The following is a 13,194-nucleotide window of genomic DNA, read 5'->3' on the forward strand; positions in this document are numbered from 1 at the left end:
TGTAAATGTGGCGCGAGGGTGAAGGCAAGCCGCGCCGGGACGCAAAATGCCGGGTTTTGCTGGAATTTTGGACAGGAGAGGCTAAGCGGCCACGGAATGCTCGTGAGAACCCCCCATCAGCCCGGGGACACGACTCAAGCCGGGCTGAGCGGCGCTGAAACGAGCATCGGCCGGGACACGGCCTGGCGCTGGCTGGCACGATCGAACAGCATCCGGCGCTCGAAAGCGCTCGAGCGCATGATCGGAAAGCGGGTCAGGACCCGCTCGCGGAGCTTGGCGAAATCCGAGGCCATCAGGACCACCTGGCGCGAATGCCAGCCCGGAAACGGCCGCGGCTCGGTGAGGGTCTCGTGCAGGAAGACGCGACGATAAAACGCCTGGTGATCCGTCCGCACCATCGCGAGCCCGAGATCGGCCTTGAAATGATCGCAGGCCAGATAGGCCAGCCGCAGCGTCAGATAGGGCAGCTCGTGAAACCGCTGGCTCTTTTCGGGGTCCGCGGCAAACCGCGCAGGATCGACGAAAACCTCGCCGCGATCGAGACGAGGGTGAAGAACGTCGCCGAACAATTCGGATGTGTAGGACATCCGCTGCTCAGACGTCAGGACGTGAAGGCGAAGAGAGCTGCAGAGTTCGCCGTCGAGATAGATGCCGAAGATCCAGGCATTGGGCGATTCGTCGTAGACGTCGACGATCCGGTGAGAGTCCGACGGCGAGATCAATCCGCCGTGCAGATAGGCCCGGTAGCGCATCTCATAGACGGCATCTCGTTCTTCGGGAGTCTCGATGAGACGGTAGTCGACGCGGTCGAACAGCCCGGCCCCCCGCATGTCCTGCGGTGCTCGCGGTTCGGCTCCTGACTTCATCTGGTACTCCCGACACTGCAAGCAACTTCCGCGAGTGCAGGGGAAGATTAATGAGTCCTTAATAAAATTGCAAAGGATTAGGGCCTTTACGGTTAACTTTCAGGCCCGCAAGACTCCGGTGACGTGCCAGAAACACACTGGAAATACAGGAGAAAACAGGAGGGCTGCGTGCGCGCCGCTAGGCGAAGTAGCGCGAGGAGATCGCGATGACCTGGGCGTCCGCGATGCGGCGGCCATGCGAGGCGTCGAGCAGCTGACGAATCCGGATCGCCGGCACGGGCCGACTGAACAGGTAACCCTGCCCTTCGGAGACGGTGCCGTCGGCGCTGATCAGCTCGAGCTGCTCGTTGGTCTCGATGCCCTCGACCACCACCGCCATGCCGAGGTCGGCGGACAGCCGCGCCACGCCGCGCAACAGCGTCAGCGGACGGTCGGTGTCGATACCCTCCAGGAAGGAGCGGTCGATCTTGACCTTCTGCATCGGGAAATTGTGCAGATAGCTGAGGCTGGAATAGCCGGTGCCGAAATCGTCGAGCGAGATGCGCACGCCGAGCGCATGCAATTGCGACAGGATGTCGTGGGTGAGCTGGGTGTTGCGCAGCAGCGAGGACTCGGTGATCTCGATCTCGAGGCGATGCGCCGGCAGGCCTGAGACCTCCAGCGCATAGCGGATCTCGCTCAGCACGTCGCGCTGGTGGAATTGCTGCGGCGAGAAGTTGACGGCGACGCTGACGCCATCCGGCCACTTCATGCATTCCATGCAGGCGCGGCGCAGGATCCAGCGGCCGAGATCGACGATCAGCCCCATGTCCTCGGCGACCGGGATGATGTCGACCGGCGAGACCGTGCCGCGCACCGGATGATTCCAGCGCAGCAGCGCCTCGCAGGTGGTGATCTTGCCGGACTTGAGATTGACCAGCGGCTGGTAGAACAGCTCGAATTCCTCGTTGGCGAGCGCCTTGCGCAGGTCGAGCTCGAGGATGCGGCGCGCCTCGACGGTGGCCGCCATCTCGTCGCGGAAGAAGCAGAAGGTGCCGCGGCCGTCGGCCTTGGCGCGGTAGAGCGCCATGTCGGCGTTCTTCAGCAGCGTATCGGCGCTGACTCCCTCCGGCGAGGTCAGCGCGATGCCGACGCTCGCGCCGATCTCGACCAGATGATTGTCGATGCGGTAGCGCTCGCTCAGGCGTTCGACGATGCGGCGCGCGAGCGCTGCGGCATCCTCCGGCGCAGTGAGGTTCTGCTGGAACACGACGAACTCGTCGCCGCCGAAGCGCGCGACGAAATCCTCCGGACGCAGCATCTCGCGCAGACGATTGGCGACCGCGCAGAGCAGCTGGTCGCCGCAGGGATGACCGAGCGTATCGTTGACCTGCTTGAACTGGTCGAGATCGATGAACAGCAGCGCCGACAGCCGCTCGGCCGAATGCGAGGCCGCCAGCAGGCACTCGATCTCGTTGCGGAAATGGACGCGGTTGGGAAGCGCCGTCAGCTCGTCGTAGCGGGCGAGATGGGTGATCTTGGCCTCGGCGTTGCGCCGCTCGGTGACGTCCTCGAGCAGCACCACCGCGCCCCCGTCGGCCATCGGCTGCACGGTCCAGGCCAACGATCGGTTTCTCTGCGCGTCGGGATCGACAGTCACGATCTCCTTCGCCCGCGAACTCTCGATCTCGGCGACGATCGACTCGCCGCTCGCAGCCGAGATGGAGCCGGAGGAGACGCACGCCGCCACGATATCGCGCGCGCTGACGCCGCTACGCACGAGCGTGTCGGGCAGGTCGAGCATTTCGCCGAAGCGGTGATTCATCACCGCGAGTTGCCTGTCGACACCGAACATGCACAGGCCGTGCGGCATGTTGTTCAGCGCGGTGTCGAACTGCCCGGCGAGTGCCGCCTCGCGTTCGCGCGCCACGACGGCCCGCATGAAGATTCTGTGCAGATTGGCGGAGAGCTGCATGATCGCCAGCAGGAACGCGGCGCTCACGATCGACATCGCCACGTAGTAGGGCGTGGCGTGCCATGCCAGCGCCACGACCGCCGGCGCGAACATGAGCGCAGCCTGCAGATGGTAGATCGAGGGACGGCCGTAAGCCCTCCCCGCACCCCCGCCGACAATCCCGGTGGTGATGGACAGCGCGATCATGTGGACGACGGCGTCGTCGGTGCTCACCAGAGCGAGGGAGCACCACGTTCCGATCGCGGCAGCCTGGATCACCGCGCCGACCAGATAGCGCTTCTGCCAAAGCGCAGCTTCTTCGGGGGTCAGGCTCGATTTGCGAGGCAGGAATCGCCACAGATCGAACAGCCGGATCGCTCCGGCCAGTATGATCAGGCCCAGGGTTGCCCAGGTCAGGAGCTGCCCGGTTCTCAATGCAGTGATGGCCGCTCCGATGGCCACGAAGATGATTCCGGCGAGCAGCGGACCGGGGGCCTCGAAGAGAGAATCGATCTGCGCGGTCGACGCCTTCGGCGCGGCCTGTCCCCGATCGGGTTCTCCGGTCTGGCTTGCGAACTGCATCTGGTTTGTACGCGCGTCCTGTTTGACGCGTACTTTTACCCAGACCAGATGAAGTCTTTCTGAGGGAACATCGTTAAAGTCGAGTTGTTTTTCGGCAATAACGAATCTATTTCCGCTTATATATCAATTAGCTAGGCAAGCCTTGCCGGGCACAAGGTAAAGGAACACTTGCGGCTGCGCGGGGGACGCGAAAAAATCGGTGCTTTTTTTCGAAAACATCGCGCGTCTGAACGCGCGATGTTTTAGCCGCGTGCGCGCTTATTGGCCCGCGGTCGAGGACAATAGCGGCGACCATGCCGGATCGGAGGCGAAGCCCGGCGTCGGCACCTTCAGCTCGTTGCGGCCGGAGATGTCGACGGAGTACAGCGACGGTCCGGCATTGCCGCCGGGGTCGCGGAAGAACATCAGCACGCGGCCGTTCGGCGAGAAGGTCGGCCCTTCATTGTGGAAGCCGGAGGTGAGCAGCCGCTCGCCCGAGCCATCCGGCTTCATGACGCCGATCGAGAACTGCCCGCCGCCTTGCCGGGTGAACGCGATGTAGTCGCCCTTCGGCGACCACACCGGCGTCGAATAGCTGGCGTTGGTGTCGTCCTTGGAGAAGGAGATGCGCTGCGCCGCTCCCCCGCCCGCGCCCATCACATAGATCTGCGACCTGCCGCCGCGATCGGACTCGAAGCAGATGCGGGTGCCATCAGGCGAATAGGAAGGCGAGGTGTCGATCGCCGGCGTGTCGGTGAGGCGCGTGGTCGAACGCGAGCGCAGATCCATCACGAACAGGTTGGAATTGCCGCCCTGCTGCAGGCTCATGATCACGCGCTGGCCGTCCGGCGAGAAGCGCGGCGCAAAGGTCATGCCGGGGAAGTTGCCGACGATCTCGCGCTGGCCGGTCTCGATGTTGAAGAGATAGACCTTCGGATCGCCTTGGCCGAACTCCATGTAGGTGATCTCTTGCGAGTTCGGCGAGAAGCGCGGCGTCAGCACGAGGTCGGAGCCGCGGGTGAGGTACCGCACATTGGCGCCATCCTGGTCCATCATGGCAAGCCGCTTGACGCGGCGCTCCTTCGGCCCGGTCTCGTCGACGAACACGACGCGGCTGTCGAAATAGCCCTTCTCACCGGTCATGCGCTCATAGATCTGGTCGGAGATGATGTGGGCGATGCGGCGCCAATATTCCGGCGAGGTGAAATATTGCTGTCCCGCGAGCTGCTGGCCGGAGATGACGTCCCAGAGGCGGAATTCGGCCTTGAGCCGCCCGTCCGGCTGTCGCGTCATGCGGCCGGTGACGAGGGCCTGCGCGTTGAGGGTCTTCCAGTTCTGGAATTGCGGGGCGACGTCGATGTTGCTGATGCGCTCGATGAAGGCAGCCTGGTCGATCGGCGCGAACAGGCCCGAGCGCTTCAGGTTGTTGGTGATGACCTGCGTGACGCCGTTGCCGACGTCGCCGTCGGACGGCGAGCCCGGCACGAAATTGGAGATCGCGATCGGGATCGGCTGGAATTCGGTGGGATCGATGCGAAGCCGCGGCTGACTCTGCGCGAAGGCATGTCCGCCCCCGAGCATCGCGAGCGTCGACCCGGTCAGGGTCATGAAGCGACGGCGGTTCATCGATCGAGCGTCATTCATTGCAAAATTCTTTTGTTCGGATGTCACAACATGTCTTTCAGGCCGAAAGTCATCGGAATGAGCTTCCAGCTGTCGTATTGCTGCTTCGGCATGAACGAATAGACCTGGCATTGCACGATGGCGCGCTTGGCGCTCTCCGCCACCGCCTGCGCGATCGAGCGCGACGGCCCCCTCACCGCGACGACGATGGGCTCTGACGCGAGCGAGCCGTCGATCTTCATGGGAATGTCGATGTCGGCTTCGTACTGATCCGCATCCTGCCCGTTATAGGTGGGTGTGAAGCAGCGCTTGACCGCACCCTGGAACGCACCGCGCCAGGTCGCGACGTTGTTGGCGGCGGTCCCGGTTGCCGCTCCCAGCGACGCCGATGCATTCAGCGTGGAGCCGGCGAGCTCATGCCGGGTCGCGGCGCGCTTGTCGAGGTCGCGCTGAATCTGCGCGGGATCGAAGCTGCGCTCCTTGGGCTTCGGCTGCTGCTGCGGCTGGACCGCGGCGACCTTCTGCTCCACGGGCTTCGGCGGCGGCTTCTTCGTGTCCAGCTTCTTCTGGAGCTCGGCGATCGGATCTTCCTTGGCCGGATCAGGCTTCTTTTCCTGCGGCTTCGGCTCTTCCTTCGGCTTCGTCTCGGCGACGGGCTTCGGCGGCTCGGGCTTCTTCTCGACCGGCTTCTCGGCGGGCTTCGGCGGCGGCTCGGGCGTCGAGTTGGTCTTGATCAGCTCTTTCTTCTCGGTGACCTTGCCGACGGCATCTTCCTCGGGCTTGGCCTCGGCGATCTTCTCGACCTTGGGCTTCGGCTCTTCCTTCTTGCCGGTCTTCTGCCCCGCCATCATCTGCGCGAGCTGGTCGGTGGAGATGATGTCGACCGGAAGCGACTCTTCCGGAGCGATGTAGGCCTTGCTGCTAAAGGTGACGAGGCCCCATCCCAGCACGAGGACATGGAGGGCAATCGACGCAACGAGTGTCTTGTCGACCTTCACCTTCACCGGCCTAGGACCCCTGATCCGCTTCCGTGACGAGCGCCAGCTTCTTGAATCCGGCTCCCGACAGTAGCCCCATCACCTTGGCCACCGTGCCGTAATCCGCCTTCTTGTCGGCGCGGAGATAAATGCGCTCCTCGAGCCCGCCACGCGCATCCGTGATCGCCTTCAGCTTCGGCACCAGCTCGTTGATCGCGATCTCCTGGTCGTTGATGAACACCTTGCCCTTGATGTCGACCGACATCTGGATCGGCTTCTGGTCGTTCTGCTCGAGACTCTTGGCCTGGGTCTGCGGCAGATCGAGCGGCACGCCGACGGTGAGCAGCGGCGCCGACACCATGAAGATGATGAGCAGCACCAGCATCACGTCGACCATCGGGGTGACGTTGATCTCGGCCATGACCGGCTTGCGCCGGCTGCGGCGGCCGCCGCCTCCGGACGAACTCGCGACGTTCATGCCCATGGTCTGGTGCCCAAATTGCCCTTCACACTAAAGACCTTTCCGTTCCGATGGAATCGGAGCGAGACTCTGTATCCTTGTTTTGACGCGTTTCTTTACGCGAACCGGTACCCACTTCGCTCGAAAACGCTCTATACATGCCGTCCGTCAGCCCCGCTCGTCGATCTGACGCGACAGGATGGCTGAAAATTCATCCGCGAAGCCCTCGAGCCGCTGCGCCTGCCGGTTCACCTCGGACGTGAACTTATTGTAGAAAATAGTGGCAGGAATGGCGGCGATAAGGCCGACTGCGGTCGCAAACAGCGCTTCCGCAATACCGGGGGCCACCACCGCCAGAGAGGTATTTTTCGACGCGGCGATCGACTGGAAGCTCGACATGATGCCCCAGACCGTGCCGAACAGGCCGACAAAGGGGCCGGCGGAGCCGACCGTGGCGAGCACCAGGAGCCGGCGTTCCAGCCGCTCGACCTCGCGTGCGATCGAGACGTTCATGACCTTGTCGATGCGCATCTGAAGGCCGGCGACCGAGCGGGCGTGGCTCTCGAACGAGCGCTTCCATTCGCGCATCGCCGCGACGAAGCACGCGGCCATGGAATGCGTCGGCTTGGCCGAGAGGGTGCGGTAGAGCTCCTCGATCGACTCGCCGGACCAGAAGGCCTGCTCGAAACGGTCCATCGAGCGGCGGGTGCGGGAAAACAGGAAGATCTTGTCGATGGCGATCGCCCAGACCCAGACCGAGCAGGACAGAAGTCCCAGCATGACCCCCTTCACGATCCAGTGAGCCTGCCAGAACAGCGCGATCAGCGACACGTCCGCGGTAGCGGCAACCGGAAGGGCTGACTGAGCCACGTCGGCCGGATTCATAAGCAGTATCCTCTCAAGGCGATCGTTACCTGATGTCCGTGACAGCAAATGGCTGCCGGTTCCCAATTGCCGCGCCAGCACCGGCGCGGCCGGCAAGCCCGCTCAAAGCCTTGTCTGTCTGGGGTGCAGGGGCTGGTCCAAAGCCGGCCGCCTGCATTCCCTGCCAAGATGTCAAAACTATGGGCCTCGACCTCGGGCTTTGGGCGCGATTGTCCGTGAATACCAGACCCCGCCGATGGTTAATGCCGGGTTACCAGGGGTGAATTTGGCTGCCGGAAAGGTAGGCAGCGCAGAGGGATGGCCGTCTTGCCGCAGCGAGGGGGTGTGGGGCGCGGCGGCTGACTTGGGCGCGCCGCCGCCCCCGGGCGTAATCGGTTCCCTCCCCCCTTGCGGGGGAGGGTTAGGGAGAGGGGTGCCACACGGGGACTCGTTCTGAGGCGCGAAGAAATTGGAGGCACGCAACGAACACCTTTTTCCGGGCCACCCCTCTCCCCCCCGCCCTCCCCCGCAAGGGGGGAGGGAGCGCAGTGCGGCCCGGGGCTGAAATCGCGCGTCACCAGATCCTCGCACTCCCTCAGCGGGCACGAGCTGATAGGCTCCGCTCGCGGACAACAACGTGCCGATGTCATCGGCCAGCCCTAAGGAACTCCCATGCCGAAACCACAAACAAATGTGCGGTGGATGACCGCCGCGATCGTATCGGTCAGCCTCGTCACGTTCAGCCCGGGTCGCGCCGCGTCGGTTTCGCCGGTCGCCGCGGAAAACGGCATGGTGGTCTCAGCGCAGCATCTGGCGACACAGGTGGGTGTCGATGTGCTGAAGCGCGGCGGCAATGCCGTCGATGCCGCCGTGGCCGTCGGTTATGCCCTGGCCGTGGTCTATCCAGCGGCCGGCAATCTCGGCGGCGGCGGCTTCATGACGATCAATCTCGCCGACGGCCGCAAGACCTTCCTCGATTTCCGCGAGACCGCGCCCAAAGCGGCGACGGCCAACATGTATCTCGACAAGGATGGCAACGTCATCAAAGGCATCTCGACCAAGGGGCATCTGGCCGTGGGCGTGCCGGGATCCGTCTCCGGGATGGAATATGCGCGCGAAAAGTACGGCACCATGAAGCGCGCCGACCTGCTCGCCCCGGCAATCCAGCTCGCCGAGCAGGGCTTTGCACTGGACCAGGGCGACATCGACTTGTTGCGCACCGCCACCGCGGATTTTCGCGACGATCCCGCATCGGCCGCAATCTTCCTCAACAACGGTCAGCCGTTCCAGGTGGGCGAGAAGCTGGTGCAGGGCGAGCTCGCCAAGACGTTGCGCGAGATCAGCAGCAAGGGCACCGACGGCTTCTATAAAGGCTGGGTCGGCGGCGCCATCGTGGCGTCGAGCCAGGCCGGCAAAGGTCTGATCACGCAGGACGATCTCGACACCTACAAGACGCGCGAGCTTGCGCCTGTCGAGTGCGACTATCGCGGCTATCACGTGATTTCCGCACCGCCACCGAGCTCGGGCGGCGTCATCATCTGCGAGATCCTGAACATCCTGGAGGGCTATCCGCTCAAGGAGCTGGGCTACCACTCCGCGCCGGCCGTGCACGTGCAAATCGAAGCCATGCGGCACGCTTACGTCGACCGCAACAGCTACCTCGGCGATCCTGACTTCGTGAAGAATCCGCTCGACCGCCTGCTCGACAAGAATTACGCGGCCAATATCCGCGCCGTGATCGATCCGAACAAGGCTGGCGTGTCCAAGGACATCAAGCCGGGCGTCGCGCCGCACGAGGGCAGCAACACGACGCACTATTCAATCGCGGACAAGGACGGCAACGCAGTCTCAGTGACATACACGCTGAACGACTGGTTCGGTGCCAAGGTCACCGCGGCCAAGACCGGCGTGCTGCTGAACGATGAAATGGACGACTTCACCGCCAAGGTCGGGGTGCCGAACCTTTATGGCCTGGTGCAGGGCGAGGCGAATGCCATTGCTCCCGGCAAGCGACCGCTGTCCTCGATGAGCCCGACCATCGTCACCAAGGACGGCAAGACCGTCATGGTGGTGGGCACACCCGGCGGCAGCCGCATCATCACGGCCGTGTTGCAGACCATGGTCAACGCAATCGACTACGGCATGAACGCGCAGGAAGCCGTCGACATGCCGCGCATCCACCAGCAATGGCTGCCCGATCTGACCAATGTCGAGACCTATGCGCTGTCACCGGACACGCAGAAGATTCTGGAGAGCATGGGCCACAAATTCGGCCCGCCGCAGCCGGCCAACCATCTCGCAGTCATCATCGTCGGCGCGCCGTCACTGAACGGCGAGCAGGTCGGCAACAATCGCTATTACGGTGCCAATGATCCGCGCCGCAACTCGGGACAGGCGGCGGGGTATTGAGGGAACGCGTAGGGTGGGCAAAGGCGCAAAGCGCCGTGCCCACCACCGAGCGGCGCGCTCTAATCGAACGCGGTGGGCACGCTTCGCTCTGCCCACCCTACGGGAGAACGGCTCGACGGACAGTCGCACCCCTCACCACTTCTCCTTCGAGGTCCGCACATCGAGCTCGAACGACCAGGCGCGTTCGGGCTGGCGGTAGAGGAAGGCGAAGGCATCGACGATGCCTTCGATGTCGATCAGGCTGTCCTCGCGGCTGGCAGCATCAGGAAAGCGCGCAAAGATCTTGTCGCCTGCGATGGCGCCGTCGACCACGACGTGGCCGACGTGGATGCCGTCGGCCGCGTATTCCTTGGCCATTGCCTGCGCCAGCGTGCGTAAGCCCGCCTTGGACGAGTTGAAGGCACCGTAGCCGGAGCGGCCGCGCAGCGAGGCGCTGGCGCCGGTGAAGAGCAGCGTGCCCGATTTCTTCGGCACCATGCGGCGGACCGCCTCGCGGCCGAACAGGAAACCGCCGAAGCACACGACGCGCCAGGCTTTCTCGAAATAGTCGGCGTCCATCTCGATGATCTTGCCCGGCGTGTTGTTACCGGCGTTGTAGATGGCGAGGTCGAGCTCTTCGCCGGCGGCATCGAACAGAGCGGCGATATCGCGCTCGCTGGTCGCATCCGCAACAACAGGCACGGCCGCGCCACCCGCTTTCGTGATATCGTCGGCAACCGCCTGCAGCGCGGACAGCGTGCGGCCCGCGACGATCACCTTGAGGCCGTCGGCCGCAAAGCGCTTGCAGAGCCGGGCCCCGAGCCCGCGGTCCGGGCCGACGCCGATCACGATTGCCGTCTTCATGGGACTCTCCGAAGCTTGATGGATCACGCCGCCGAGGCGGGCTCGGGGCAGTTGGTCAGCCGCGCGGGATTGCCGATCGCGGTGCAGCCGGCGGGAATGTCTGACGTCACGACCGCATCGGCACCGATCCTGGCAAAATCGCCGACGCTGATGTCGCCGAGAATGGTCGCGCCGCCGCCGATGTAAACGCCGCGGCCAATGCGCGGCGAGCGCGCCGGCAATTCACTGCGGCGGCCGATGCTGACGTTCTGAAGAATGGTGACCTCGTCGGCGATCACCACATTCGCACCGATCACGATGCCGGTGGCGTGATCGAGATAGACCGAGGATCCGATGCTGGCGGCCGGATGAATGCTGACTTGCAAGACGTTCGACGCCTCGTTCTGAAACAGCAGCGCCGCGTCGCGATAGTCATGACGCCACAGCCAGTTCGAGACGCGCCAGGCCTGCAGCGCGACATAGCCCTTGTAGTGCAGCAATGGCGGCAGCAGGTCGGTGATTGCGGGATCGCGGAGCGCGATGGCCCTGAGGTCGCGGCCGGCGGCTTCGATCAGCTCGGGCTCACTGCGAAAGGCGTCGCGGGAGAAGGACGTGAAGCGCGCGCGCTCGGTGGCGCTGGCGCCAAGCCGTTGCCCGATCAAAGCGGCCAGCGCCGCGGCAAAATCGTCATGGGCGAGAATGCTGCCCGCAAGCGCCTTGCCGAACACGGGATCGGCGGCGGCCGCGCGCTGCGCCTCGCTGCGAAGCTTACACCAGAGGCTGTTGCTCGCCATGATCGCGGCTTCCGCCATTGTCGCCTCCGGTGTTCCTGCTCAGGTGCCGAATATAGGGCGTGGGTGGCCCCCGCGCCACGGCGCACGCGTGGCCCCCGAGCAACATGCCGCAGCTCCCCGTGAGGCTACGAGCTTGCATGCCAGGCACCCGCGACCATATAGTCGGTTCGCAATTCGGCCGACGCTGTGTCGGCCGGGGATGTCCACGCAGAGCATCTCAAGCCCCCGCGGTGGTCCGCCATCCGCGGGTTTTTCGTACCCGGCGTCCGTCTGAGCAGCCGGCACGGGATCCTGATCCCCTCACCCAAGGTCAACGCCAAGACATGTCGCCTAACACGCCTGCCGACGATCATCACGACGACGTCATGTACCCCTCCGCCATACCGTTCGTGCTGGTCCATCTCGGCTGCTTCGCGGCCATCTGGTCGGGCGTCACCTGGGAGGCCGTCACGATCTGCGCTTCACTCTATGTCGCGCGCATGTTCGCAATCGGGGCCGGCTACCACCGCTATTTCTCCCACAAGGCTTTTGCGACCGGCCGGGTGTTTCAGTTCATCCTGGCCTGCCTCGCGCAGAGCAGCGCGCAGAAGAGCGTATTGTGGTGGGCGGCCAAGCATCGGCACCATCATCTGCATTCCGACACCGAAATGGACGTGCACTCACCGCGTCACCGCGGTTTCCTGTACAGTCATGTCGGCTGGATCTTTTACCGGCAGCACGACGCCACCGACCTCGTGAAAGTCGGCGATCTCACGGTCTATCCGGAGCTGATGTGGCTACACCGGCTGGAGCTCCTGCCCGCCGTCGTGCTTGCAGCGCTCTGCTTCCTGGTTGCAGGGTGGTCGGGTCTGGTGGTCGGCTTCCTGTGGAGCACGGTGCTGCTCTATCACGCGACCTTCTGCATCAACTCCCTCGCCCATGTGCATGGACGCAAGCGCTACGTGACGGGCGACGATTCCCGCAACAACTGGCTGCTGGCGCTACTCACTCTCGGTGAGGGCTGGCACAACAATCACCACGCCTATCAGAGCAGCGTACGGCAAGGCTTCCGCTGGTGGGAAGTCGACGTGACCTATTACGTCCTGAAGGTGCTGTCCTGGTTCGGCGTGGTCTGGAACATGAAGGCGCCGCCCGAACTCGTGCTGCGCAACGAGCAGCCGCTCGGCGCACGGGTCATCAATCGGGCGGCCCGTCAGCTTGCCGGACGGTTCGACGCTCACGCGCTGGCGCACGCGATTTCGTCGGCGCTGCACCGCGCCGATCTCGCCCAGCTGCAACTGCCGACGCTGCACGACATCCTCAATCGCGCCCATGACAGCGTCGATGCGCTGACGCATCTGCACCTGCCGAAGATTCCGACGCGCGAGGAATTTCTCACTGAAGCCAGGGCGATGTTCGCGCGGACGCGATCGCTCAACGAGATCGTGGACCACGCCTACGAACAGTTTTTGACGTCGGTTCGCGCGCAGCTCGTCACGGTGCGCTGAACTCTTCGGCGCCGCTTGTGCCGCCGGGACGCGTCCCCTCGCACGCGCGGCCCGGCTGGGCCCGCTTGCGCAGGCTAAGCGCATGAAGCCAGCCGCCCGCCGCGAAGAGGACCGGCAGGACGAAGAGCACGAAATCGCGGAGCAGGATCATGGGGCAAGCTCCGCTGTCGCAAACTTGACGGCGCGCCGCAGCGCGAACGCGGCAAGCTCGTAGAGGGCGCAACTGAGAAAGATCTTCCGGGCCTCGGTGGTCACGAGGTCCTGGTAAGACTTGATCTCCGTCGGCCAGTGGTTGAGGAACGCGATCGCCAGCGGCACTGAGACGCCGAACCGATCGAACAGCCCAGAAGCGCGCTCGAGAAGCGCGAGCCGCCGTCTCATCTCTTTGCGTTCGACAC

At 64.2% G+C, this 13,194-nt stretch carries 12 protein-coding genes; 2 read left to right on the plus strand and 10 right to left on the minus strand.

The genetic code is table 11. From position 1 onward, the window contains the following. Positions 1-134: 134 nt before the first annotated feature. The 6 genes from QA642_RS42570 to tolQ form a co-directional block, all read right to left on the minus strand. On the minus strand, positions 135-866 hold the full coding sequence (locus QA642_RS42570) for a hypothetical protein (protein WP_283082139.1): 732 nt from the start codon (positions 864-866) through the stop codon (positions 135-137). Positions 867-1,044: 178 nt separating this feature from the next. Continuing rightward, complete coding sequence (locus QA642_RS42575) at positions 1,045-3,381, minus strand: EAL domain-containing protein (protein WP_283082140.1); 2,337 nt, start codon at positions 3,379-3,381, stop codon at positions 1,045-1,047. A 258-nt stretch (positions 3,382-3,639) separates the two neighbouring features. Beyond that, on the minus strand, positions 3,640-5,004 hold the full coding sequence (gene tolB, locus QA642_RS42580) for a Tol-Pal system beta propeller repeat protein TolB (protein WP_283082141.1): 1,365 nt from the start codon (positions 5,002-5,004) through the stop codon (positions 3,640-3,642). 23 nt (positions 5,005-5,027) lie between these two features. Then, entirely contained in the window at positions 5,028-5,987 is a 960-nt protein-coding gene (locus QA642_RS42585) for a protein TolA (protein WP_283082142.1), read from the minus strand. Between the two features lie 4 nt (positions 5,988-5,991). Next, positions 5,992-6,444 (minus strand): protein TolR, encoded by a 453-nt coding sequence (gene tolR / locus QA642_RS42590; RefSeq protein WP_235543495.1) that lies wholly within the window; start codon positions 6,442-6,444, stop codon positions 5,992-5,994. Positions 6,445-6,588: 144 nt separating this feature from the next. Beyond that, entirely contained in the window at positions 6,589-7,305 is a 717-nt protein-coding gene (gene tolQ / locus QA642_RS42595; RefSeq protein ID WP_283087093.1) for a protein TolQ, read from the minus strand. Between the two features lie 651 nt (positions 7,306-7,956). Between tolQ and ggt the strand changes: the two genes are divergently transcribed. Beyond that, on the plus strand, positions 7,957-9,693 hold the full coding sequence (gene ggt, locus QA642_RS42600; RefSeq protein ID WP_283082143.1) for a gamma-glutamyltransferase: 1,737 nt from the start codon (positions 7,957-7,959) through the stop codon (positions 9,691-9,693). Between the two features lie 132 nt (positions 9,694-9,825). On the opposite strand, the gene QA642_RS42605 is transcribed toward ggt, so the two are convergent. Both QA642_RS42605 and QA642_RS42610 read right to left on the minus strand, forming a co-directional pair. Continuing rightward, complete coding sequence (locus QA642_RS42605; protein ID WP_283082144.1) at positions 9,826-10,536, minus strand: SDR family NAD(P)-dependent oxidoreductase; 711 nt, start codon at positions 10,534-10,536, stop codon at positions 9,826-9,828. Between the two features lie 23 nt (positions 10,537-10,559). Further along, the gene (locus QA642_RS42610) at positions 10,560-11,327 is read right to left on the minus strand and encodes a serine acetyltransferase (RefSeq protein WP_283082145.1); all 768 of its coding nucleotides are present in this window, start codon (positions 11,325-11,327) and stop codon (positions 10,560-10,562) included. Positions 11,328-11,632: 305 nt separating this feature from the next. Here QA642_RS42610 and QA642_RS42615 point away from each other — a divergent pair, with 305 nt between their 5' ends. Next, positions 11,633-12,796 (plus strand): fatty acid desaturase, encoded by a 1,164-nt coding sequence (locus tag QA642_RS42615; protein WP_283082146.1) that lies wholly within the window; start codon positions 11,633-11,635, stop codon positions 12,794-12,796. On the opposite strand, the gene QA642_RS42620 is transcribed toward QA642_RS42615, so the two are convergent. Then, the gene (locus QA642_RS42620; protein WP_283082147.1) at positions 12,783-12,947 is read right to left on the minus strand and encodes a hypothetical protein; all 165 of its coding nucleotides are present in this window, start codon (positions 12,945-12,947) and stop codon (positions 12,783-12,785) included. The two genes, QA642_RS42615 and QA642_RS42620, sit on opposite strands and share 14 nt — an antisense overlap. After that, positions 12,944-13,177 carry a hypothetical protein gene (locus QA642_RS42625; RefSeq protein ID WP_283082148.1) on the minus strand — a complete coding sequence of 78 codons (234 nt, stop codon included), beginning with the start codon at positions 13,175-13,177 and terminating at the stop codon, positions 12,944-12,946. Before QA642_RS42625 ends, QA642_RS42620 begins: the two co-directional genes overlap by 4 nt. Positions 13,178-13,194 lie beyond the last annotated feature (17 nt).

Origin of the sequence: Bradyrhizobium sp. CB2312 (genome assembly GCF_029714425.1) — a bacterium.
Taxonomy (GTDB): domain Bacteria; phylum Pseudomonadota; class Alphaproteobacteria; order Rhizobiales; family Xanthobacteraceae; genus Bradyrhizobium.